Origin of the sequence: Mesonia ostreae (assembly GCF_031845265.1) — a bacterium.
Lineage (GTDB): Bacteria > Bacteroidota > Bacteroidia > Flavobacteriales > Flavobacteriaceae > Mesonia > Mesonia ostreae.
The window spans coordinates 138,867-165,610 of record NZ_JAVRBG010000004.1; the positions used below are offsets into that span (position 1 = coordinate 138,867).

Below are 26,744 nucleotides of genomic sequence, written 5' to 3' on the forward strand. Positions count from 1 at the left end.
TCGTAAAAAAAGCCTCAATAAAATATTGAAGCTTTTTACTCCCAATGATTTGGGATTGCGGTCTGGACGAGACTCGAACTCGCGACCCCCTGCGTGACAGGCAGGTATTCTAACCAACTGAACTACCAGACCGTTGCTTAATTGCGAGTGCAAATATAGATGCTTTTATCAATCCACCAAAATTATTTTAAGATTTTTTTCAATTACTTTTTAATCTATCATTTAAATTTTTGTCTTTCAATAAGATAGGTAGTCAAAATATTATTTAAATTTTTATGGATATCTACCGGAACATATTTTATTCGGTATTGAAGACACATTTGAGCCAAATGCAGCATATAATCTTTTACCTCTTTTTGGTAGGCTTCTTTTACGTTTTCGGCGTAAAGCGGAATCACCTCTCCTGTTTCAACATCCGTAAAGCGCTTCGGAGCTTCATCAAAATTAAAATTAACCTCTTTCTCTTGATCAAAGGTATGAAACAACACCAACTCGTGCTTATTATACTTTAGATGCCTTAAAGCCTCAAATAAGCGCTGCTCGTCTTCGTTTGATTGAAACATATCCGTAAACAAAAAAATCAAAGAACGTCGCTTTACTTTTTCAGCAATTTGGTGTAAATAGGTATATGTTTCGGTTTTTCGCTGCTGCGGAATTGTTTTCAGAGTTTCTTCCAATTGATGCAATAACAATTGAAAATGACGTTCACTTCCCTTTTCTGGCAAGTAATACTCGTATTCTTCACTATAAATACTTAAACCCATAGCATCTCGCTGCTTTTTTAGCAACTTCATCAAACTTGCGGTAGCCAAGGCTGCAAAACCAATTTTATTATATTCTTTTAGACTCTGCTGCTTTAACTTGGGATAATGCATAGATGAAGAATTATCTATAATCACATGACAACGTAAATTGGTCTCTTCTTCATAACGTTTTGTATATAGTTTATCTGTTTTTGCGTATAGCTTCCAATCTATATGCTTGGTACTTTCGCCATTGTTATAAATCTTATGTTCTGCAAATTCTGCCGAGAAGCCGTGAAACGGACTCTTATGCATCCCTGATATAAAGCCCTCCACAATTTGATTCGCCAAATGGTCTAGGTTTCCAAAACCTTCACTTTTATTGATTTCCTCTTGCAGCTTCATATTTAAATTGCTTTTGAATAGTGTTCGATCTAAAAATAAAAAAGGTTTAGCAGTTAAGCTAAACCTTTTTTATATAATACCACTTTTCTTTTGAAAGTGAATGTATTAAAAATACCAATTATAATAATTCGTCAATTGCTTTTGCATAGGTATCCTTTGGAGAAACCCCAACTTGGCGCCCCACTAATTCCCCTTTATTAAAAACCAAAACGGTAGGGATGTTTCTTACACCATATTTTGAAGCAAATTCTTGGTTTGCATCTACATCAACTTTTCCTACTACTGCTTTTCCATCGTAGTCTTTGCTAATTTCGTCAATGATTGGTCCAACCATTCTACAAGGTCCACACCAAGCAGCCCAAAAATCTACCAATACAGGCTTATCACTGTTTAATACTTTTTCTTCAAAATTAGCGTCTGTTATCTCTAATGCCATAATTTAAAATTTTATTATACTACAAAAATAGTCAAAAATTTTACATCTACCTTACACTTAGGAATGGGTTTCTATTATTCGTCCATCAATTTAAGTTATACTTTGTATTTCATCAATTCTTTTCAATATAATTTTGGGAAAGTTGAACTCGAAATTGAAATAAAACTCATTCGCAGAAAGAAGCGCAGCGAAACGAAGCATCTTTTTGTTATGAAAGCTTGAGATATCTCAACCGTTCCTCCTTCGAAATGACAGAGAAGTCTCCTAAGTCATATGTCTAATAATCTTAGGTTTAAAGTTTACATTCTATTTTCTATTTTCTAGTCTCCACCTACTCACCTCTCATGTCTAAATACTAAAATCGGTGGCTGGGTGATTTTCCAGAGAAAATTGTATCGAAGCCTCACTTTTTAAATTTTGCTGTTTTACTGTCTTTTTAATTCTATTTTCTAATTACTGAAATCGCTAACTGAACGACTTTCTTAAGCCCGAAAATTCGGCATGTATGAAGCCAGACTTTTTAGTTTTAAAATTCTATTGATAAGATTCCTCCACTCGTCGGAATGACAGTATAGCGAAGAGAAGTCTAATTCCTCATTTATCAAAAAGTTGGCTGCGTGATTTTCCAGAGAAAGTTGTATAGAAGACTAACTTTTTAAATTTATTATTCCTGTTGAAATTTCTATTCTCAACCACCCCGTTTCCACAGGTGGAAACACCCCTCCTTTTTTAAAGAGGGGAGCTTTTAATTTTGGAATTTTTTGAGTATTTAAAACGCTGTTGTCAGGTTGAGGATTTCTATTATCACAGTGACAGGAAAGGAGGGAAATTGAAGCTGAAATTGAATTCAAAAACTTTTTTAAGTATAATTCTCATACATCTAATGTCTTGGTTCTATATTCTAGAATCTTATTCAGAGATAATTAATTCAATTTATACTTAATATTTTGTGATTCCAATTCTGTGATTAACTCTTCACAAATTTTTACTTTCTGTCGTTTGCTAGGCATATGTAGTTTAATTTTCTCTTGAAGTTCATACACTACAAAATTGAGCAAATGATCCCCTTTATACATATGAAACAATTCTTGAAGAGAAATAATTTGTTGTTCAGTTAAATCATCTACATCCAATTGAATGGTAAGTTTTTTCGCATTCTCTCCTACCACATCGTGCAACAAATTAAAACCTCTAAACTGTATTCTAGCATCTCCTCTTTTTCCGGTGTCTTTATTTACCCAGCCTTCTTTTACAAAAAGCCGAATCTGCACAAAGTTATTGATCATTAAAAAATGACGGTACTTTAAATACTCCTCGCCAAAAATTCTAAATTCATAAGATTCATGGTAATCTTCTACCGTAAATAGAGCCCAACCCTTTCCGTTTTTGCTAACTCTATGTTGTACATCGCTAACCGCTACGCCTAAGGTAAGTTCCTTATTTATCTGCGTGTTTAGATCACTTAAATACCCCAAAGAAGAATTACAGAAATATTTCATTTCTAATCTAAAATCATCTAGCGGATGCCCAGAAATGTAAATACCCACCACTTCTCTTTCTTTACGGAGTTTTTCCATAGTGCCCCATTCTTCGCACGGCGGAACCACGGGTTCCGGAATTTGGACATCGCTCGCCTCGCCAAATAAACTTACCTGAGAAGAATTTTGATTTTCTTGATATTTGGCCGCATACTTTACCACTTTTTCCAAAAAAGTAATGCCATCGCCTTCTTCGTGGAAATATTGCGCTCTATGTGTAGGCTTAAATCCGTCAAAACCTCCTGCCAAAGCTAAACTTTCAAATGCTTTTTTATTGGCAGCTCGTAAATCTATGCGTTTTGCCATATCAAAAATAGAGCGGTAATTTCCGCCTTCCTTTCTGTTTTCAACAATGGTTTGTACAGCTCCGCTTCCTACGCCTTTAATAGCTCCCATTCCAAAACGAACTGCATTGTTTTTATTTACTGAAAATTTAAAATAAGATTCATTTACATCGGGACCTAATACCTCCAATTTCATCCGTTTGCATTCTTCCATAAAGAAAGTTACGTTCTTAATGTTGTTCATATTATTAGAAAGTACTGCCGCCATATATTCGGCTGGGTAATGCGCTTTTAAATAAGCCGTTTGGTAAGCAATCCATGCATAGCAAGTAGAGTGCGATTTATTAAACGCATAACTCGCAAAAGCTTCCCAATCTTTCCAAATTTTCTCTAGTTTTTCGGGATCGTGACCTTTCTCTGCCGCCTGATTAATAAACTGAGGTTTCATCTTATCAAGTACCGCTTTTTGTTTTTTCCCCATCGCTTTACGCAATACATCGGCTTCACCTTTTGTAAAATTGGCGAGCTTCTGGGAAAGCAACATCACTTGCTCTTGGTAAACCGTAATCCCGTAAGTTTCTTGCAGGTATTCTTCCATATCCTCCAAATCATACGTAATCTCTTCGTCGCCGTGTTTTCGTGCAATAAAACTAGGAATATATTCCATAGGACCAGGTCTATACAAAGCATTCATCGCAATGAGATCCTCAAAAACAGTAGGTTTTAACGCCTGCATGTGCTTTTGCATTCCGGGTGATTCATACTGAAATATTCCTACGGTTTCTCCACGTTGAAACAATGCATAAGTTTCTTCATCGTCTAGCGGAAAGTTTTCGGGATCCAAATCAATTCCATGTCTCCCTTTCACAATTTTTACGGTATCTTTAATGAGCGTAAGGGTTTTTAATCCCAAGAAGTCCATCTTTAATAAGCCCGCGTCTTCTACAACTGAGTTGTCAAACTGAGTTACATACAAATCTGAATCTTTGGCTACAGACACCGGTACATAATTAGTAATATCACCAGGAGTAATAATCACCCCACAAGCATGAATGCCAGTATTTCTAACCGAACCTTCTAAAATTCTAGCTTGATTCACCGTCTGCGCCTCCAAATCACTCCCTTCAGAAATATTGAGCAATTCATTTATCTTATCTACGTCTTCACTTCTAAATTTAGCTTTAATTCCCTTTTCATCTAAAGCAAAAATTTTGTGTAGCTTAGACATTTCAGGAATTAATTTTGCAATGCGGTCGGCGTCACCTAAAGGCAAATCCAATACTCTTGCAGTATCTCGTATTGAAGATTTTGCAGCCATAGTTCCGTAAGTAATAATTTGCGCTACTTGGTTGGAACCATATTTCTGAATCACATAATCCATGACTCTACTTCGGCCTTCATCATCAAAATCAATATCAATATCGGGCATGCTTACACGATCTGGATTTAAGAAACGCTCAAAAAGTAAATCGTACTTAATAGGATCAATATTGGTAATTTTTAAACAGAAAGCTACCGCACTTCCTGCCGCAGAACCCCTTCCGGGTCCCACCGAAACATCCATTTTTCTAGCCTCTCGAATAAAATCTTCTACAATTAAGAAATATCCAGGATATCCTGTGTTTTCAATTACAGAAAGTTCAAAATTTAAACGCTCAGCAATCTCATCAGTAACTTCACCATAACGCTCTTCGGCTCCCTTAAAAGTAAGGTATTTTAAATAGGCGTTTTCTCCTCTTTTACCACCGTCCTTTTCATCTTCAATTTTTAAAAATTTCTCTGGAATGGTAAAAGCTGGTAATAAAACGTCTCTAGCTAAAACAAAAGGCTCTACTTTATCTACCACCTCCTGAATATTGGTAATGGCTTGCGGCAAATCTTTAAAGAGTTCTTTCATCTCTGCTGCCGACTTAAAGTAATATTCTTGATTGGGCAAACCATAACGGTAACCACGACCTCTACCTATGGGAGTCGCTTGCTTTTCGCCATCCTTTACACAAAGTAAAATGTCGTGTGCGTTCGCATTTTCTTTTTCGCAGTAGTACGTATTATTGGTCGCGATCATTTTAATTTGATGCTGCTCTGCAAACTTTATCAAAACAGGGTTTACACGGTCTTCATCTTCTTGGCCGTGACGCATCAATTCTATATATAAATCGTCTCCAAACTCCTCTTTCCACCATAATAAGGATTCTTCGGCTTGGTTTTCACCAATATTAAGCACTTTGCTGGGTACTTCGCCGTTAAGATTTCCTGTAAGAACGATAATATCTTCCTTGTATTTTTTGATTACTTCTTTATCGATTCGAGGCACATAATAAAAGCCTTCGGTATATGCAATGGAAGACATTTTGGCTAGATTGTGATAACCTTTTTTATTTTTGGCGAGTAAGACTACTTGGTAGCCGTTGTCTTTTCTAGACTTATCTAAGTGATTTTCGCACACAAAAAACTCACAACCTACGATAGCTTTTATTTCTCGTTCCTTAAATTCTTCTCCGCTTTCTAAAGCCGCTGCTCTTTTTTCTTTTATTTCTGAATTATGTTTCGCTACTGCGGAAACAAAATGAAAAGCGCCCATCATATTAGCGTGGTCTGTCAAGGCCACCGCTGGCATATTCTTTTGAGCCGCAGCTTTAACTAAATCCTGCACGCTAATGGTAGATTGCAAAATGGAAAACTGACTGTGATTATGCAAATGCACAAAATCTTCATCTTGAAGCACTTCAATATTTTCCTGAATTTCTTCCGCAGAAAGGTCTTGTTGAGGCTCTTTTTTAGCCATCTTTTTACGAATGGCTTCCGAAGCTTTTTTAAGATTGGTGTGCTTTAAACCGATTAAAGAAATTGGCTGCGGATTCTCTTCTGAAAAGTTTTCAAAATAACCAGGCCCAGCATCTAATTCTTCCCCAGTAAAAATTTTAAGTCGAATTAATTCTAAAAAACAACGTGTGGTGGCTTCTACATCTGCTGTGGCATTGTGTGCTTCAGCAAAAGGCTGATTAAATAGGTGTTCATGTAACTCGGTTAAGGTAGGCAGTTTAAATTTTCCGCCTCGACCTCCAGGAATTTGACAAAGTTTTGCCGTGGTTTCGGTACAGGTATCTAAGACAGGAAGTTCATTTAAGCTGCTTTCTACACCTTCACGGTGAAATTCGGCACCCATAATATTAAGGTCAAAGCCTACATTTTGCCCAACTACAAATTTGGTTTTCGCTAAAGCGGAATTAAATCTCGCCAGACCTTCTTTTAAAGAAATGCCATCTTTTTCGGCTAATTCTGTAGAAATTCCGTGAATTTTCTCTGCATCGTAAGGAATATTAAATCCGTCTGGACGAATTAAAAAATCTTCGCTCTCTACTAAATTCCCCATCTCATCATGCAACTGCCAAGCGATTTGTATCGCTCTTGGCCAGTTATCAGAATCTGTAATGGGAGCGTTCCAACGCTTTGGTAATCCGGTAGTTTCGGTATCGAAGATTAAAAACATAAATGCCTAAATTTTTAGAAGAATTGAACCTATAAAATTAGCAATTCATTTATGTTTTAAAAAGTTTAGTTATCAACAAAAGAGGAAGATTATTTTGATAGGCCAAATGAGCTTAATTTGATTGGTTTTGTTTTTTTCTAAGAGATTCTAATTAAAAGCTTACAGCCCGTTTCTGTTTGGGGAAGGCTCGCTCATAAATCTTCGGGCAGGCCCGCCTTGATAGTTCGGGCAGGCCTTGTAGTAGAATTTTTTAAGATGAAAGGAAGGAAGAGAAATTGAAAATGAAATCAAAATCGAAAATTCCCTAAAGTCTAAGCGTCGTGGGTCTATTAGTCTGGAATCTAATATCCTTGTTCTCACTACTAAAAACGGTCATTGAGTGAATTCCTGCAAGGAATTTGTATCGAGGTGCTGAGTGATTTTCAAAAGTCCCGAAATTTCGGGATGTATTGAAGCCGAATTTCTCAAAAATCCTAAGTCTAAACGTCATGGATCTAAACGTCTTTGTTTAGATTCTAGACTCTAGGTTCTATTTTTCTCTCGTCTCACTTCTCTTGTTTCTTATTCATGAGATCCTGAATAAACGCCTTCACATTTAACGTTTTGTGCTTCATTTTTGTCACCAATAAGATCGGTGGAACCAAAAAAAACTTTAGTTGCCTAAAGTTTTTTGTATACTAGATGAAGACTTAAAGACTAACTCTCGCAATCTCCCAAACTATCTAAAATAGCTTGTAAGTCTCCTATTTCATCACCGCAAACTTCAATTTCTTGATTTAACGCAGTGCGGTAAGCATTACAAGCAGCTTGCACTTCTTCTTGATTACTAGTATCTACATTATCGTAAGCTAGTTTAGCATTTAATCGTATCTCTGTTGCTTCTGGACAATCTACATCTGTTCCTGGTGTAGTTGGCGTACTAGGATTTGCTACCGGTACATAGAAAAAAGAACCTTTGCTAAAGTTAATCGTATCTCCTACCCCATTTTTTAAGGCATTAAAATAAAATTCCCCAGAAAGTGTACCGTTATTTATTCTTGTAACCTCAATTTTTCCTTCTCCGTTTTCGCCGGTTAAGTAAAGTACTCCATTATAGTCTTCGTAGGTAGCTTCATTCGCCGCATTTCCTTGAATATTATAGGTTCCTACTTCATAATCAGAAATTTTTAAAGTAACGATTTCACTTGCAGATTCTCCTATAAGAGTGACAGAGCCATCTTCATTAACCGTTGCGCTAGAGGAATTAGATCTAAAAAAAATATCATCCACTTCTCCTTGTATAGATGGGCTATTCGTTTCAATATCGTCTCCACAGCTCATTGCAAAAAGAGAAAGCAATACAAGTAAAAGGTAATTTCTCATCGTAGGTAAAATTTGGTTTTAGTAACTACAAATGTAAAAGAAAAAATACTAATCTTTTTATTAACTGTAAAAAAATATCATGTATCTTTGCAAGATTATTAATAAAGGAGGTCGAGAACCTCAAAATTTAATTTTTATGCCTGTAAAAATAAGATTACAAAGACACGGTAAAAAAGGAAAACCTTTTTACTGGATTATAGCGGCCGATGTTCGCTCGAAAAGAGATGGTAAATATCTTGAGAAATTAGGAATTTACAATCCAAACACAAATCCTGCAACTATTGAATTAGATGTGGATAGCTCTGTAAAATGGCTTCAAAATGGAGCGCAGCCTACAGATACTGCAAAAAACATTCTTTCATACAAAGGAGTGTTACTTAAAAACCATTTAGCTGGAGGTGTTCGTAAGGGGGCCATTACAGAAGAACAAGCAGAAGAGAAATTTAATGCTTGGGTTGAAGAAAAAGCTAAAAAAATTGATGCGAAGAAAGAAAACCTTTCTAAAGCAGATCAAGAAGCTCGCGATAAAGCATTAGCTGCAGAAAAAGAAACTAATGAAAAGCGTGAAGCAGAAGCTAAAGCTGCTGAAGATGAAGCTAAAGCTGCCGCTGCTGCGGAAGAAGAAGCAAAAAACAAGGAAGCAGAAGCGAATGCAGAAGCAACCGAAGAGAAAGAAGAAGAAAAAGAAGCTTAGTAAAACTAATATTGACGACGTGCGTAAAGAAGATTGTTTCTATGTAGGTAAAATCGTTAGTAAATTTAGCTTTAAGGGTGAGTTGCTTATCAAATTAGATACAGATGACCCCCAACATTATTTAAAAATGGAATCTGTTCTTGTGGAATACCGCAAAAAACTGATTCCATTTTTTATTAAAAAATCTTCCCTTCAAAAAAGTGAACTTCTCCGCGTTAAATTTGAAGATATTGATACCGAAGAAGATGCAGAAGACCTCATTAAGCGAGAGGTTTATCTTCCCTTAGAAGAGTTACCTGTTTTAGAACATGATCAATTTTACTTTCACGAAATTATTGGCTACAAAGCCACCGATAAAAATTTTGGAGAAATTGGTACACTAACAGGCGTTAACACCACCAGTCCTCAAGCTTTATTTGAAATTGATCATAATGGAAAGCAAGTGCTGATTCCCTTAAATGATGATTTTATCTCCCAAGTAGATAAAGAACAAAAAATCATTCATCTAGATGTTCCTGAGGGATTAATTGAAATGTATTTGGAATAGGTATTAGATATTAGATATTAGATATTAGAATCTAGAAATTAGACATAAGACGGCAGTAGCTAGACATACTATATTAATTAACTGCCATTCCGACGAAGGAGGAATCTTTCTCTTAGAATAAGGAATATAGATCTAACATCTAATCTTACTAAAAAAATCCCCAACCCACATGTCTCAAGATTTCCGATTTAAAGAATTTACCATAAAGCAAGACCGTTGTGCCATGAAAATTGGTACAGACGGAGTCTTATTAGGGGCTTGGGCGCATATCCCTAACACAACTTACTCTATATTAGATATTGGTGCAGGAACTGGAGTTATCGCTTTAATGCTTGCGCAGCGAAGCCAGGCTAGACTTATCGATGCCTTAGAAATTGATGAAGATGCTTACGAGCAATGTGTCGATAATTTTGAAAATAGTCCTTGGGGAGATCGTTTATTTTGCTATCACGCAGATTTAGATGAGTTTACGGAAGAATTCTCTTCCGAAGAAGATGAAACCAATGAGAACTATGACCTCATTGTAAGCAATCCGCCGTATTTTGCACCTGCTTTAGCCAAAGAAACATCTGAAGCACGCAAAAAAGCTCGGTTTTATGATGCTTTACCTTTTGAAGATCTTCTAACAAATGCAGTAAAACTTCTTGCTAAAGATGGAACCTTCCAAACGATTATTCCTTTTGCTGAATATGATCGCTTTATTTTCTTGGCTCAGAAGGTTCAACTTAATCTGCAACGTGTCACCTGGGTTAAAGGTAACCAGAATGCTCCCGTAAAACGGGTATTACTTCAATTGGGTTTTGAAGAACTTCCGCTTCAAGAAAATACACTCATCATCGAAAAATATAGACACGTTTACACGGAAGAATATATAGGCTTGGTAAAAGATTTCTACCTCAAACTTTAATTTGGTTTCTTTTTATTTCTAGAATTGGCGTTTTTTCTGAAATTAGTCTTCTTAGGTTTATTTTGAGATTTCGGAGTTTTTTCTGAAGACTTGTCTTCTGGTGCCACCTCTTTAAAATCATGATCTTTCACCACCGAAACGCGTTGACCGATTAATTTTTCGATAGACTTTAAGTAGGGACGTTCATCTTTGTCACAAAAAGCAATCGCGCTTCCGCTAGCTTTTGCACGACCTGTTCTTCCAATTCTATGCACGTAAGTTTCAGGTACATTAGGTAAATCAAATTGCACTACAAGTGAAAGCTGAGATACATCAATTCCGCGAGCAGCAATATCTGTAGCTATCAAGACCTTTATTTTTCCGTCTTTAAATTGATTCAGCACCTTTTGCCGTTGGTTTTGTGACTTGTTTCCGTGAATCGCAGCAGAATCAATTCCGGCTTGACCGAGCTTTTTAACAATTTTATTGGCACCGTGCTTGGTACGAGAAAACACCAATACGGTTTCAAAAGGCTCTGTTTCTAACAGATGAATAAGTAATTTAGGTTTGTTTTTCTTAGGCACAAAATATACCGCTTGGTCTACACGCTCTGCCGTAGTTTGTTTTGGTGCGATACTCACCCTTTCAAAATCTCCCAAAATCTGTTTAGAAAGGTCAATAATAGACTTAGGCATCGTCGCCGAAAAGAACAAAGATTGTCTTTCTTGAGGTAATTTTTTTATAATTTTCTTGATGTCGTGTACAAAACCCATGTCCAACATCTGGTCGGCTTCATCCAGTACAAAATGATTCACATCTTTTAACGAAATAAAACCTTGATTGATCAAATCCAGTAATCGTCCTGGTGTCGCCGTGAGGATGTCTACGCCACGGTTTAAAATTCTAACCTGAGATTCTTGTTTTACCCCTCCAAAAATTACGGTATTCCGAATATCGGTATATTCAGCGTATGCCTTGATATTTTCATCAATCTGAATCGCCAATTCTCGCGTAGGCGTAATGATAAGCGCTTGTATTTTCCTTTTCTTTCTTGGCGGAGCTCCTTCTGCCAAATGTTGTAAAATAGGAATGGTAAATGCTGCCGTTTTCCCCGTTCCGGTTTGCGCGGAGCCTAATAAGTCTTTTCCGTTCAGTAAAATGGGAATCGCTTGGGCTTGAATAGGTGTAGGATGTGTGTACCCTTTTTCGGTCAATGCTTTTAATATCGGCTCAATAATGCCTAATTCTTGAAATGTCATATGTTGTTGTAAGTTGCAAAGGTACACTTATTAATAGAAATTTTTAATGCAGGATGGATTTGTTCCGCGAAAGCTGTATAGTTCAACAAATAAGAATTTAAATACAAATCATTGGCTGCTTTGTCATCATTCGTTAACTTTACGGCTAAGATTTATAACAACACGAAAACTATAGCGATGAAAACTGATTTATTTCAAGCCCCTGACTATTATAATATAGATGATTTATTAACCGAAGAACACCTTATGGTGAGAAACGCAGCCCGCGATTGGGTAAAAAAAGATGTTTCTCCCATTATCGAAGAAGCGGCACAAAAAGCAGAATTCCCAAAATCCATTCTTGGTGGTCTTGCCGAAATTGGGGCATTTGGGCCTTACATTCCAGTAGAATATGGCGGTGCAGGATTGGATCAAATCTCTTATGGTTTGATTATGCAGGAAATTGAACGCGGAGATAGTGGCGTGCGTTCTACCGCATCTGTGCAATCTTCACTAGTAATGTATCCTATCTGGAAATACGGAAATGAAGAACAACGTAAGAAATATTTGCCTAAACTCGCTACAGGAGAGTTTATGGGTAGCTTTGGATTAACTGAACCTGATCACGGATCTAATCCTGGCGGAATGACGACCAACTTTAAAGATAAGGGAGATCACTACTTGCTTAATGGTGCCAAAATGTGGATTTCTAACTCTCCGTTTTGTGACATTGCTGTGGTTTGGGCCAAGAATGAAGAAGGAAGAATACACGGTCTTATTGTAGAACGTGGCATGGAAGGCTTTTCTACACCAGAAACGCATAACAAATGGTCTTTAAGAGCTTCATCGACGGGAGAGTTAATTTTTCAAGATGTAAAAGTTCCTAAAGAAAATTTATTACCAAACAAAAGCGGATTGGGAGCTCCATTAGGCTGCTTAGATTCTGCTCGTTTTGGAATTTCTTGGGGTGCCATTGGCGCCGCGATGGATTGTTATGATACGGCCTTACGTTATTCTAAAGAACGTATTCAATTTGGACAGCCTATTGCTGGATTTCAGTTACAACAAAAAAAGTTAGCTGAAATGATTACCGAAATCACTAAAGCACAACTTATGGCGCTACGCCTAGGACAATTAAAAAATGAAGATAAAGCTACGAGTGCACAAATCTCAATGGCAAAACGTAATAATGTAGATATGGCCATTAACATTGCACGTGAAGCTAGACAAATGCTTGGCGGTATGGGAATTACAGGAGAATACAGTATTATGCGCCATATGATGAACCTAGAAAGTGTGATTACTTACGAAGGAACCCACGATATTCATCTTTTAATCACTGGATTGGATGTGACTGGTATTTCTGCTTTTAAATAAGAAAAATTTATAGTAAGTCATTACAAGGGCAACGTTTACAACGCTTGCCCTTTTTTATATACTTTTTACAACACTTTACTTTTAAGGGCCTTTGATTCGATGAAAAAACACCGTCTACGCGTAGAAAATCTATAGATTTTGATGAGTGAAAAATAATAATATAGCTTAGCATAGTCTATCTGAATCAAAAATCATACATATTTCTTACCTCCAGCCGTAAAAAATTTAAGATTTTCTTCACTTCCCAAATTTAAACATAAGAAAAGCCCGCAATAGTGCGGGCTTTTATCAATTTTAAAAGATTAATACTTAATTTTCCTTTTTACTTCCTCGAAGTTTTTTAGCTCCAAAGTAAGCACCTACAGCAATAGCCATGCCTATGAAAGCATCTATAGGGGCTCCAGGTACATCTGGGACATCACTATCATCTCCTGGAAGAGGAATTTGTGCTTCCGTAGTGCATACTATTGCTATAATAAACAACAAACTAAGAAATACTCTAAACATGTTATTTGCCTTTTTTCTTGTCTTCATAATTCTTTTTTTTATTTGGTTATAAATCGCTTAACGATACTTTGGTCTCCTTGATTCACTTCTACAAAGTAGGTTCCATTTCCTAAGCTGTTGCCAGGACTTACGTGGATTCTTCCATTAGTGAACATTTGTTGAGTACTGTAAACTACTCTTCCAAGTAAATCACGCACACTAATGTCTACCATTTGATTTTTCCATAAAGAAGAGCTCAAGTAGAATCCATCTTCAATCGTAGTTGGATTTGGATAGAGCTGTAAGCTACTATTTAAGCTCACATTTTCTACCGCTAAAGATGCTGCAAAGCTGATGTAAAATCTATCTGTAGCTCTACTTGCTTCAGAATCTTGATTTACATTAAAGTTAATTAAGTTATCTCCTTCAATTAATGCTACCTCTTCTCCTGTAAAGGAATCTACGAAATACGCTGTTACATCACTTTCTAAATTCTCAACTTTTAAAACCAAGCTATATGCCTCATGCTCGTAATTGTCCGTATACAAAGCAATTTGCTCGTTTTCAACTGGTATTTGTCTACGTTCTACACTATAAACAGCACCTAGACTTCCTAGTCCCATGTTTTCTGTAAAGTTGAAGGGCTTTATCGCATCTTCATTCGTTAATGCGTTATCAAAACTAGCATCAAACATAAGTTTAAAGCTATCGTGTAACGTATTTCCGGCTGCATAGTTTTCAGCAGTAAATAGCTGACCAACAATGAATGTTCCATTAGTTACACTTGTACTTCTAAACGTTGTCGTATGGTTGTTTGGTGATTTTGCGCTCTCATTGAATATAATAGACGTTGTTGCATTACTGGCTGTTGCCACTTGCGCTGCTTGCCCAGGCTGCAAAAATTGATTTGCTGCAGAACCAGAACTGTTGCTTCCGTCAGATAAATCTACCGTTACATAAGCTCCATTAGTTCCTAAATTTGGATCGTATACATACGCAAAATTAGCGTTCAAGTTATCTGAATCTGCAATTACAAGGTTAATATTCACCGCACTTTGGTAAGGGTTCGCAACCATGTTGAACTCTCCTTGAATATTACTCACATTCGTATCCTCGGTAAATGTACCGGTTAACATACTTCCTGTAGTTCTCAAGGTAGTAGCAGAATGAGAATCGTTACTGCTTAAATCTATATCACGATCACCTCTTACAAATATTAAATAACCTTCTCCTGCATTCAACATATTTACATTAGTATTATCTACAGCATCGAAAGCTTGACTAGTAGCATTTAAAGTAAATAGGGAAGGATTACCAGTTATAGTAGCATCAAAACCATTGTCTCCGCTCTCACTTCCTGTAATATGCGTTCCATAGCCAGGGTTTGGATTTTCTGTAGCACTTGTTGCTCCTTCTTGCCAATTGGCTTGAATGCTGCTGGTAGTTGTTACTGGGCTACTTATCATTCTATAAGAACGATTATCACTCATATAACGCTCTACAGTCATATCTCCTATAATACTAGAACTTGCAGGCACTGCTGCTAATTCTCCATCGCTGGTAGCGGTACTTTTGAAAACCATATCTCCATCGTTAGTAATATCGCCATTGATGGTCAATACGCTCTCCACATTTAAAGTAGCGCCGCTATTTACGGTAATATTATTCACTTCAATGTCACTGGTAAAACTAGCCTCGCCATCTACTACCGTGATGTCATCAGAAGCTGTAGCGTTTCCATTAGGATCACTTGGTGTCCAAGCACCAGATTCATAAACATAACCTGATACAGCAGAAGTACATTCCAATCCAAGTGTATAATTTCCTGTTCCCGTATATCTAAATAATCTTACGGTATAAGTACCTGCTGCTGGAGCGATAAGTGTCATTTCTTCAGGGTTACCTCCATCTGAACATCCTAGATTTGTAAGGTTTCCACAAACATCTGAATACACAAAAAGGATACCATCAAAAAAGTTTCCTGAAGCAGCATCTAATGAAACTGTATAGTCGCTTGTACCATCTGCTTCAAAAGAATAGAATACATCAAGTGCAGAAGATGATGTAAAACCACTACAAGTTGCAGACAATCCAGAAGCTGTTGCGCTTGCAGTACTACCTGTTATGGTTTCTCCGCAAACTAAAGGTATTGCTTCGTCACAATTATCATTAGATGGAGGACATACCTCTGGAGAGTTAATAGATGCAGAAACATCACAATCTCCATCTTGAGCACCTACGGCAGTTACACTAACGTTAGTTCCGACTGTGAATGGTCCAAAAACTTGAGAGTCTTCAGCAGCCACTGCAATCTCAACGCCACTATTGGCAGAAACGTTATAAGTGGTGTTTCCTTCTCCACCAGATAACGTAGCCAAAACATAGTATTCACCACCTGCCTCAATACAAGCTTCAATAGGATCACCACTGGCGTCTTGTACTTCAAGAGCTAGTGCTGGAGTTAAACACGCTGGAGGAGTAGCACAGTCAATAGATATGGTAATATCGCCAGTACCACTAGTAAAAGAGCTATAATGAGCCACATATACGTAGTAGGTTTCATTTTCTACAGAAGCTGAAATGGTGTATTCTTCAGCACCAGTGGAACCATCATCACAACCAATGTTTACCAATGATCCACAAGAACCAGAATTGATAGACATTTCGTGATCAAAAGTAGCTGATGAGTTCACCGTGATATCACCACCCGTACCCATAAATGTGAACCAAAGACCATAATCACCCATAGAGCAACTCGTAGTATTTGTTCCACTTGAATTAGCTGACGAATATGTTACTGGATCTACATTACAATCTAGCGCAATCGCTGATTCGCATACACTTCCTTCGGCAGGAAGTTCCCCTAAACAATTACAGTTTTCATCTACTGTATCATTAATTGTGTTTGGGTCTCCATCATCACATACATCACCGAAATTCACTTGCTCATTTGGACAGTCAAAATCTTCACAAGTCAAGTTTACTGTAATTATACCTTCATCATTACTTGAAGAATAGGGACGTACACGTAAATAATAATTACCAGCTTCGGTTACAATAAATTCTTCAGGAAAGTCATCACAAGCTCCAGCTTCGGTAATATTTCCACACTCATCTCCAGCAAAAAGTTGAACGACTGCATCCAAAGGTGAAGTCTCTGCAACGGTTACTATTTGTGAACCATCTGAAGTGAAAGAGAACCAAACATCTGCGGAACCAGTTCCAAAGCAGTCATCTTCCATTGATTCAGTTGCTCCAACAAGAGACTGAGTAATAGTATCACCACAAGCAATATCTGTTGCTGTACATGCTTCATCGTTGGTAGTAATTGAAATTCCTTCACATTCACAATTCTCATTTATGGTATCATTCACTGTATTCGAATCCCCATCGTCGCAAGAATCACCAAAATTAGCTTCAAGCGCTGGGCATTCATAAAGTATCCCTTCACACTCGCAATTTTCATTGACTGTATCATCATAGGTTTGGGAATTTCCATCATCACAAGCACTACCAAAGTTAACTTCTAGCGCTGGGCAATCATATACAGATGCTGTAACATTTAAAGTGTAATCTGTACTTTGTGGAGATGCATAAGTAGAAATTACAATATAATACGTCGTTCCTGCATTTACAGGCAGACCCATAACTTCTAAATCTACTGAAGCACTCGAATTAGTTTGCCCACCAACTGTACTTTCGAAAGGAGTGCATCCGGTAAAAACAAACACACCAGCCCAAGTTCCATGTCCAGTAACAGAAATATCAACGACCCCATTGGCAACAGCTGTATAAGAATACACCACGTCATCTCCTCCTAGATAGTTAGAAGATGGATTCCCAATCACGCCAGGAGCGTTTGCAGGCTTGTCAGCTGGTGAATAATCATCTCCATAGTTTTCAGTATTGTCAGTAGTAGTATAAGGCAAAGAAGTTATCTCTATAGGAGCATCGCAAACCATTCCATCTGGAGGAATAATTCCCTCGCAATTACAATTTTCATTTACTACATCGTTCATTGTATTCGGGTCACCATCATCACAAGAATCACCAATATTAGCTTCGAGTAACGGACAATCCCAAGATACCGTACTAGTTACATTGAAAGTATAATCTTCAAATTCACCATAAGTAAAACCCGTTTCACATGGGTCGACCTCACCCGAACTGTTTAACCAATGGCTAACAATTCTCATACGAGTTTCCCCTTCTAATGCATTAGCAGGTATCGTAAAGGTGCCTGAATGTGCAATGCTGTACCCGCTCGACTGAAAAGCCACTTCATCCGTCGAATCAAATACGTCGTCCTGATTCCAGTCTACCCAGATTCTGAATCCCGCATTTCCACCTTCGATATTCACTTCAAAATTAACGGCCCCATTAAGTCCTTGCTCAACTGTTAATGACGTGAAATCTCCGTATCCCGCTGTGGAGAAACCAGAACTTGCATTAGAGATGTTTTCGCTACCTGCTGTAGTAGAGAAACTGTCAACATACCGATCGGAATTAGTTGCTTCGGGTGCACAATATTGCGCATGCCCTGGAGTCCACATGAGCGTGGCCAGGAGGGTTGCAAAGCATAATAAAATAATTTTTTTCATAATAAATGGATTAATTAGTCATTAAAAAGTATTTGGTTATTAAAAATTTGTTTCAAGATTTGTGGTGTACCTCAAATAATTTTCTCGAAAATAAAAATAGGCAGATACATCATTCAGAAACATAAAGGAGCGACCTCATTACTATACCTATTTTATGGTAGAGTAATAGGTTTAAACGTGGAGTTTCAATTAATAGAAAACTCTGGGATTTATGGCCTTAGCCTTTCCCATAAAATTCTATGTTTTTGAGCATGTAGTTAAACTGCGCAGAAACCTTTCCACATGGAGCGCCTATAAGCAGGCTTAAATTAGGGAGCGTAATTTTTTCCATAAATAAATTCTTTATAAATGTTAATAAATTGGTTTTAATTACTAGTTAATTGTTAAATATATACAAAATAAAATACATAAACTTAGTGACAATCTAAAAAACAAAAAAAAATTGTCATATATCGTGTTTTTGACACACTTAGTCGATTATAGATCTGCCTTAAATTTATTTTTTAACAAATACAATAGGCATAGTTTCATTTATTACAAAGTGCTTAAATATTCACATGAAAAAAGTTAATTTACCTACTTCATATACATTACACCTCTAAAAATTAACCTTTTCAGTACCGGGTAGAAACTAAAGACTCAAGCTATGCTGAGCATCAGTACAAAATTAAACACCAGCAGCATTTTTTAATTCTATCATAATAGTTTAGCGAAAAAAAGAGGCTATCCAAAAAGAGGATTTCTGTCAACCTGAACCTGCCCGAAGTGAATTCATTCAGGCGGGCTTGATTCAGGTTCTTATACTAATTTGTGAATCCCTATGATGAGATTCTGAAATAAACCCGCCTGAATGGTACGGGCAGATTCAGAATGAAAGTTTTCAAAACTTCTTAGACAGCCTTTTTTTTAATTAAAAGTTCTGTTTATTTAATTATAAAGCGTTTAATAATACGTTGGTCTCCTTGCTTCACCTCTACAAAGTAAGTTCCATTACCTAAGCTATTTCCAGGTTTTACATGGATCTTCCCATTGGTAAAAACTTCTTGCGTGCTGTACACTTCTCTTCCTAAAAGATCACGTATATTAATGCTCACCTGTTGGTCTTTCCATAAAGAAGAGCTTAAAAAGAATCCGTTCTTTGTATTCGTTGGGTTGGGAAACAATTGTAAGCTATGATCCAAACTACTAGAATCTGTTATCAAAGCTTGCTCATTAAATCTTATATAAAATCTGTCTGTAGCTTTACTCGCTTCAGCGTCTTGATCTATACTAAAGTTGATTAGGTTTTCTCCTTCTACCAAAGCTACTTCTTCTTCCGTAAAAGAATCTACAAAGTAAGCCGTAGTTTCTCCCAAATTGGCCGTTTCAATCACCAACATATAGTCTTGATGCTGGTAATTATTTGCAAATAAATCAATCTGTTCTTCATCAACTGGCATCTCTCTACGTTCTATACTATATACCTCGTCTAGAATTCCTATACCTAAGTTTTCCGTAAAGTTGAAGGCTTTTATCGCATCCTTATTATTTTGCACATTATCATATTCCGAAGAAAAGAGAAGAGCAAAACTATCGTGCAGCTTATTTCCTGCGACGTAATTCTCTGTGGTATAAAGTTGTCCTATAATATGGGCATTATTAACCATTAAATTCTCTGCCCTAAAAGTGCTGGTATGTTCCCCCGGCACTTTATCTGCTTCTGAAAATGAAACAGAAGTAGTTTCATTAGAATCTGTAGCTATTTGCACGGCTTGCCCCGATTGAACATATTGATTCGCTTCTGAGCCAGAACTATTTCCTCCTGTACTTAAATCTACCGTTACATAAGCCCCATTAGCTCCTAAAGTAGGATCATAAACGTAGTAATAGTTAGGATTTAAATTCTGAGAATTGGCAATCACTTGATTGATATCGATAGCACTAGGATATGGATTCGCAATTAAGTTAAATTCATTCTCCACATTGGTTAAGTTGTTGGTCTGCGTCATATCTCCTGTATGTAATGCCCCACGTGTACGCAGCCTTGTTTCTCCTACGGAAGTATTACTGCTTAAATCAATAGAACGATCTCCACGAACAAAAATTAAGTGCCCTTCTCCCGCTGTAATGGTTTGCACATTTGTATTAGTGGCAGCCACAAAGACTTGGTTGGTCGCATCTAATGTATATAAAGAGGAATTTCCTGTCGCAGTTGCGTCAAAACCATCCTGCTGATCTGCGGTAGTTCCCGTAATGTGCGTACCATAACCTGGATTAGGATTGTCTGTAGCACTTGTTGCTCCTTCTTGCCAGTTGGCATGAATAGAAGTGCTTGTCGTCACTGGACTACTCACAAAACGATAAGCTCTATGGGAACTCATATAACGCTCTACCGTAAACTCACCAGAAATGCTTGAAGTTACAGGGACTGCTGCCAGCTCTCCATTTTGGGTCGCTGTACTTTTAAAAACCATATCTCCATTATTGGTAATGTCTCCATTAATTGTCAATACATTTTCCACATTTAAGGTAGCTCCGTTATTTACTGTAATGTTATTTACTTCGATAGCTTCGGTAAAACTAGCAGTTCCTTCTAATACGGTAATATTATCTGAAGGGGTGAAATTAACATCGGTGTTAGGGTTACCTGGCGTCCATGTGTCGGTATCGTTTAGATAATTATAGCCTTCAAGACCACATTCCACCAGCGTAACTCCCGTTGCTATCATTAAGCTACAAGCTGTATCTTCTGTGAATGAAACGTTGTAAGTCACAGCACCAGATTCGAAATCTACATCAAAACTTTGCGGACTTCCAGTTATTGGATAATCTATTCCGTTTACCGTAATAGATCCTTGTGTTGGCTCATTTTCGTAAGCCACCACCACAGTTGTTGAGTACATATTTGTAACGGGGTCGCAATTAGTAGGAACATTAAAATCTACCGCAGATAAGCTACACTGGGACGCAGCACAATCTGGATCTTCTTCTATGGTTCCTACGGCAACGGCCTCTTTCCCCGTGGCATCTACCACGATGACACCATAAGTTCCAGATTGTGCTTCTAGCACTTCTCCCATAGAACCATTGCTCCAACTATACGTGTAAGGAGCTGTACCATTTGTTGCCAGGACGGTAAGTGTACCCAAATTAAGTCCTTCACACGCTAGAGTTGCGTCTAAAGTTACCTTGAAATTGTTTAATTGAGTAGAAGCAAAATTATCGGTATAATCAAATTCCAACTCTGAACTATTAATAATCTCTCCAACAATTTTAACCGGACTCTCTGCTACGGTCCAAGGTAGAGAAATAGTCTGATTACTACCATTAAGAGCATTTTGCGTTATCCCAGAAGTTAATGGGTTTAGTGGATTGTTTTCTATATTCACACTCACTGGTTTTGTTCCTATAGGAATGGTATCTCCCACCGCCGATACGTAAGAAAACAACACATCTGCATCTACATCTAGCTCCCCATTATTAACGATTTGCGCTTCAATATTTATCGTTTCTCCAACTTCGGGTGTTTCATTGGAAGCTGTGAAATCATCAAAATGCAGATTTGCAGCTGCCCCCACAACAAAGGATCGAGTCGCTTCATTATTAGACCTATTGGCGTCGTTTACCTCTTGATTTGAATCTATAATGGCACGAGCCACGTGAAGCCCTTCTATTTCTGAAGAATACGGAATTGGAATTGCTATCGTAGTAGTACTGTTTTTTATCAGCCCCGTAACGTTGTTTACTATCGCATGTTCATCATTATTGATGATTAACTTAAGATCCATCTCGTCGTTAATATTAGAATATCCAATATTTTCATAAGAAACGTGGAAGAATATAGATTGTCCAGGATCTGGATTGAGCAACGTAGGATTAATGTATTCTGACTCGATGCGCATATCTGGTTTATTGGCCACAGTTACTTCCTTGATTAATACATTATTTCCTTCATTGCATTCTTGGTATTCATTATCGGGATCTGAGGTCATTCTAAATGTATATACTCCAGTTTGATTAAATACAAAAGGCGTGGGTAAAACTGCGCTATATGGACATCCGTTACAATTAGATACATTTTGAACAGCAGCATCTCCTAATAATGCCCATCCTGTAATTCCGGGGCCAGTCACTTCAAAACGCACTTTCACTTCAGAAGCTTGGTACAAATGTTTTACTCTCACGCCAACCGCCAATTGTGCCGATTCATTTTCATGATACGTTCCGTTCCAAAAATCATAACCACATCGAGAAACTGGTTCAAACTCCCAACAAAGCTCTTCCGTAGAAGAATTGTTATTTAAATTGTTATCATCAATAAGGTTGTTAGGATCTACCGTAGCGGTTAGAGTAGCTATACCTGAGTTTACCGCTGCTGCGGAAGTCGTAAAGCTGACCATTTCACCAGGAAGAATATCTTGATTATGAATCAAAGGATATACTTCTCCATTACTTAGCGTGAACTCAAACTCTACAGGAGCTAACGCAATTCCATTTCCTCCATTTCGCACTTGAGCGGTATAGTTAACTGTACCTGGAACTTGGAGATCTACTGGATTCACGACAAGATCGCAAGAAGATACTTTTAGATCGGGTCTACATTCAAAAATGTTTATAGAATAGTTACCGATATTGTTCGTTTCAGAAATTTCCGTTACCCTATCAATAGGATAATCAGGCAAATCTGGCACATCACAAGTCAGCACAAAACTGTAATTTCCTGTTTGTTGATATTCGAAAGGTATAGATACATACGCACTTTGACCAGGATTAATATTTTGAACGGTTTCAGTATACGTTTCCTCTAAAGAGCCCTCAAAATATACTTCAATGATGTTCTTAAATTCTCCCGTAGGAACATGGCCTATATTTCTTATTCCAAAACTTTGAGAGCCACTGGCATTACATAAATACTGAGATCCCAATGAACCGCTTCCTGCCGGAATTATGTCTGGGAAAGGAGGATTTACTTTGATTGTCATATTTCCCAGATTATTATTTTCTGAAGATTCTTGTACAACATTATTGGCATCTGCATGTCCTGTAATATAATACGTTCCCACCGTATCAAATTGAGCTGTAAAATTATGTATATAAGATTCCCCTGGCTCGAGCGGCGGAATTGTCATATTTCCAATAAGTGGAAGACCTCCCGTTTGGTTTATTTCGAGCAGCGTCTCTACCGTAACCGCTTCACAGCCTATATTGCTAACTACAATATCTGCGGAAACCGATTCTCCCTCGAGTATGCTTTTATAGGAAGGAGTAATTTTTGCTCTCAAATTTGTAACGCACGGACCTTGAATTAACTCCCAATTTACTGGAGTTTCCCCTGTTAAAGTATAATCTGTAACCTCTACAATAGCGGTGTATGGTCCCGGCTGTGAACCATGATAGGTTTTAAATGAAAAATATCCGTTGGCATTGGTATGGGTTTGAACTTGATTTCCTGTTATAGGATTTACAAAGCTTACCGTAGCTCCCGCCACCGTAGAATCCTGAAGTACAACAGCCGTATCTGTATAATATGCGTGACCAGAGATAAATACTTTATCCGTTCCTGAAGGTAATTGTACTACGGAAGGACTTACAGTAGCCTGAACATTAATTGCTCCTGGCAGATTAAAATCACCGTTAGTAAATGGTCGTAGCGCTCGATTATTCAGCTCATTCGATTCAGCAATTACATCAGTATAATCTATAAATACTTCCATAGGGTTCCACGATTCGATTGCAGGAGTAGTTATATTCCACACTACATTCGTACTTTCTTGAGGTCCTAAATAATCTATAGTTATATCTGGATAAACCGCATTGGTATCAAATTGATTCTTAAGATGTGCCACAAAATTCTCTGCCGGTAAATCGGAATTGTTATGAATGCTTGCCGTTATTTGTAAGGCCGAGGAAACCTCTGGATTGGGATTATCAAAGACAATGTCGTTGGCAAAAATCTCTAAATCGGGTGCAATTAATACATCTGGGGCATCAAAGGGTCCTATTTCTGTCGTACAACCACTTGCTTGTACTTGAACCCAAGCTTGCCAGTTGGAACCTGATGGTAGCTGACTTATAGAACCATAATATATTTTCCCATCTATCGTATTTGTATCATTAGGATCTTCCGCAGATAAAATTACAGCTCTATCGTTGTTATTGGTAAAGCTACCATTTCCTTCATAATCCAGCAAAACACGCGGAAATCCGTAAGGCGGCAATACTCCTGCCTCATTGGTATATACAATTTTAAACTCATAAGTAGTTTCAGGAGTTCCTTGGGCAGGAGAAATAATGCTGGTTTGGTATGCTCCAGTTCCCAAGAAAGAAAGGCTTGGAGAGCCAAGGCAGCCGGTGGTAAACTCCACTGGACCTACAAGATCACTTTCCGCTCCACTCCCACAATCTGCTTTGACGTAAATTTCGTAAGCAGTATTCGGATTCAATCCGTTTAGTTGGGTGTTGGGGGAACTGTCTACAGCTTCTGAACTGCCTTCCGTTTCGGGATCAAAACCAGCAATATCGCTATATTTCACTATCCAATTGTTCTCGCTACCTCCAGCGATCCAAGAAATGTTGGCGGAGGTGTCAGCAACGACATCAACACTTACCCCACTAGGATTTAAGCAGCCTTCATCTGTTATTTGAACACCAAAGGTTCCCGTTTGAGCACCGTTTCCGTCAATTTGAACATAATACATATTTCCCACAGTTAATCCAGTCATTGATGCTACAGCTTTTACACTTGTACCCTCATCTTCGTTACAAGCTATTTCATTGCCTAAACTTGACAGGTCACTGCAATCGGCTGGAGCTTCATAAATAGTGATATGCGTATCATTCAAGGTTCCTCCCGCTATATCTGTGCTTAACGTTACATTTCCGCTTGACGGAGATTCGAAACTAAACCAAACTGTTTGTGGATTACCAATACCACTCCAACAAGAACCATTGATTTCATTCGCTTGGGCAGTTGCCCCAACATTCGTAAAATTGTTACCCGCGGAGATTGTCCCCACGTTTAAAAAAATTGCATCGCAAAGGTCATCATTGGCGGGCGCCGCAATATCCAGAACAGTAACTACAGCTGTAGCGGAATCAAAATTACCACTACCATCTGTAACGGTTAGAGTCACTGTATTCTCTCCCAAATCACCACTATTAAAAGTAGTCATATCTGTAGCAAAGATTAAAGAACCACAAGCATCTGTTGAACCATCATTTACTGCATCTTCAGCTATAGTTACAGTACCATCAAGGTCAAGCTGAACACTAATATCTTTGGTAATTACATTTGGGGCAGTCTCATCAACAACGGTAACACTGCTTGTACAAGAACTTGTATTCCCATCGCTATCTGTAAGTGTTAGCGTAACAGTATTTGATCCTAAATTAGAACAATCTAAGCTATCTATATCAATCTCCCCAGTAACTGTACCACAATCACCTGTGGGTATTGTTCCAATATCTTCAGCGGTTATAGTAGCATTCCCAACAGCATCTAAAACGATTTGTATATCTTGACAAACTGCACTTGGAGCTGTAATATCTCCTATAAAACCTTCTAAAGGCATCATATTAAAAATAGGGTCTATTTTTGTTCCATTATATTCGTATATATTAACGTAATAGTCGGTGGATGCTTGTAATAAGTTAGGCGGAACCAAGTTTCCAGCAGCATTGTAAACCACATAACCGTTACCAATTGCATCGCCCATACCGTAACCAAAATTTGCGGTATAATTGGTTGAATTTGTTGGTGTAGCATTTAAAGGGACTTCACTTAAAATAACCAAGCGGCCTTGACCATTTCCAGAAGTCCAACTTAAAACAAGATCACTATCGCATGGTCGGGTATAACTAAAATCATTAGGGATAACTGTTGGTGGGGCTGGTGTTGCCTGAGAAGCTGTTGCTCCTGGGATAAGGTATAACTCGTCGTTATCATTAATAGCATATTCAAAAAAGGCAAAATGATATTCTGATGTTTCATCTAAATTTGAGAGTTGAAACTCTTCGTCTGTTCCATTATAGACCACAAAATTATCTGAACCGATTTCCTGACCATCTCCAAAAATAGCATCAGCGGAATAGTTGGTATTATCTGAGGGCTGCACATCTACGGCTGCACCTTTTTTCGCGATGACTAAACGAGAAGAACCATTCCCACGCGTGAAATTAACGTGCATTGAGGTAGCGCCAATATTTGCAAAGTTAATATTAGAAACTTGTGTCGTTGGTGTTGCCCCAAAGGTTTCAGCTTCAAAAGTATAAGCTGGCCTTAAATAGGATTTTCCGCTATTCCCATTGTATTCAAAAAGAGCAAAGTGATAATTGGTTCCTGGTTCTAAATTAGTGACATTATCTGAATTTCCACTTCCTGCATAGAGCACATAATTTCCCGTGCCTATTTCATAATAAGAACTTCCATAACCACTACTATTAGAACTATAGCTCTCTAAGTCTTGTGGCTCTGTATTTACGGGTTCATTTGCTCTGGCAATCAGGATCCGATTAGCTCCGTCTCCATTAGTCCAGTTAATATTAAAGGAAGTTGTAGTTTTAGTATTCACAAAAACATTTCCCGTTTGAACTGTTGGATACGTAATTGTAGCTTGACTACCCGCTAAAATAGGATCACCATTATCATCATTTGTTTTTAAATAATAAGTATCGGCTCC

At 37.7% G+C, this 26,744-nt stretch carries 13 protein-coding genes and 1 tRNA gene; 4 read left to right on the plus strand and 10 right to left on the minus strand.

Going from position 1 to position 26,744, the window contains the following annotated elements; all coding sequences use genetic code 11:
• Positions 1-58 precede the first annotated feature (58 nt).
• The 6 genes from RLT85_RS05570 to RLT85_RS05595 all read right to left on the minus strand — a co-directional run bounded on the left by RLT85_RS05570 (position 59) and on the right by RLT85_RS05595 (position 8,258).
• A tRNA-Asp gene (locus tag RLT85_RS05570) sits at positions 59-132 on the minus strand.
• Positions 133-218: 86 nt separating this feature from the next.
• The gene (locus tag RLT85_RS05575; protein WP_311401047.1) at positions 219-1,148 is read right to left on the minus strand and encodes a DUF58 domain-containing protein; all 930 of its coding nucleotides are present in this window, start codon (positions 1,146-1,148) and stop codon (positions 219-221) included.
• Positions 1,149-1,266: 118 nt separating this feature from the next.
• Positions 1,267-1,584, minus strand: a complete 318-nt coding sequence (trxA, locus tag RLT85_RS05580; protein ID WP_311401048.1) for a thioredoxin — start codon at positions 1,582-1,584, stop codon at positions 1,267-1,269.
• A gap of 647 nt (positions 1,585-2,231) precedes the next feature.
• Entirely contained in the window at positions 2,232-2,435 is a 204-nt protein-coding gene (locus RLT85_RS05585) for a hypothetical protein (protein WP_311401049.1), read from the minus strand.
• A 72-nt stretch (positions 2,436-2,507) separates the two neighbouring features.
• Positions 2,508-6,896, minus strand: coding sequence for a DNA polymerase III subunit alpha (dnaE, locus tag RLT85_RS05590; RefSeq protein WP_311401050.1), 4,389 nt, complete (start codon positions 6,894-6,896; stop codon positions 2,508-2,510).
• Positions 6,897-7,592: 696 nt separating this feature from the next.
• A complete protein-coding gene (locus RLT85_RS05595; protein WP_311401051.1) occupies positions 7,593-8,258 on the minus strand; it encodes a DUF6252 domain-containing protein in 666 nt (221 codons plus the stop codon).
• A gap of 136 nt (positions 8,259-8,394) precedes the next feature.
• Between RLT85_RS05595 and RLT85_RS05600 the strand changes: the two genes are divergently transcribed.
• The 3 genes from RLT85_RS05600 (at position 8,395) to RLT85_RS05610 (ending at position 10,406) form a co-directional block, all read left to right on the plus strand.
• Positions 8,395-8,952 (plus strand): 30S ribosomal protein S16, encoded by a 558-nt coding sequence (locus RLT85_RS05600; RefSeq protein ID WP_311401052.1) that lies wholly within the window; start codon positions 8,395-8,397, stop codon positions 8,950-8,952.
• Between the two features lie 19 nt (positions 8,953-8,971).
• Positions 8,972-9,499: a ribosome maturation factor RimM gene (gene rimM / locus RLT85_RS05605; RefSeq protein WP_311401154.1), complete on the plus strand. Its 528-nt coding sequence runs from the start codon at positions 8,972-8,974 to the stop codon at positions 9,497-9,499.
• A gap of 169 nt (positions 9,500-9,668) precedes the next feature.
• Positions 9,669-10,406 (plus strand): tRNA1(Val) (adenine(37)-N6)-methyltransferase, encoded by a 738-nt coding sequence (locus RLT85_RS05610; protein ID WP_311401053.1) that lies wholly within the window; start codon positions 9,669-9,671, stop codon positions 10,404-10,406.
• Here the strand turns inward: RLT85_RS05610 and RLT85_RS05615 are convergent.
• Positions 10,403-11,644 (minus strand): DEAD/DEAH box helicase, encoded by a 1,242-nt coding sequence (locus RLT85_RS05615; protein ID WP_311401054.1) that lies wholly within the window; start codon positions 11,642-11,644, stop codon positions 10,403-10,405. The two genes, RLT85_RS05610 and RLT85_RS05615, sit on opposite strands and share 4 nt — an antisense overlap.
• Before the next feature lie 177 nt (positions 11,645-11,821).
• Here RLT85_RS05615 and RLT85_RS05620 point away from each other — a divergent pair, with 177 nt between their 5' ends.
• Entirely contained in the window at positions 11,822-13,000 is a 1,179-nt protein-coding gene (locus RLT85_RS05620) for an acyl-CoA dehydrogenase family protein (RefSeq protein ID WP_311401055.1), read from the plus strand.
• Between the two features lie 309 nt (positions 13,001-13,309).
• On the opposite strand, the gene RLT85_RS05625 is transcribed toward RLT85_RS05620, so the two are convergent.
• The 3 genes from RLT85_RS05625 to RLT85_RS05635 form a co-directional block, all read right to left on the minus strand.
• Positions 13,310-13,534, minus strand: a complete 225-nt coding sequence (locus RLT85_RS05625) for a hypothetical protein (RefSeq protein ID WP_311401056.1) — start codon at positions 13,532-13,534, stop codon at positions 13,310-13,312.
• An 11-nt stretch (positions 13,535-13,545) separates the two neighbouring features.
• Entirely contained in the window at positions 13,546-18,087 is a 4,542-nt protein-coding gene (locus RLT85_RS05630; RefSeq protein WP_311401057.1) for a GEVED domain-containing protein, read from the minus strand.
• Positions 18,088-19,010: 923 nt separating this feature from the next.
• A complete protein-coding gene (locus RLT85_RS05635; RefSeq protein WP_311401058.1) occupies positions 19,011-26,636 on the minus strand; it encodes a CARDB domain-containing protein in 7,626 nt (2,541 codons plus the stop codon).
• Between the last annotated feature and the right edge of the window lie 108 nt (positions 26,637-26,744).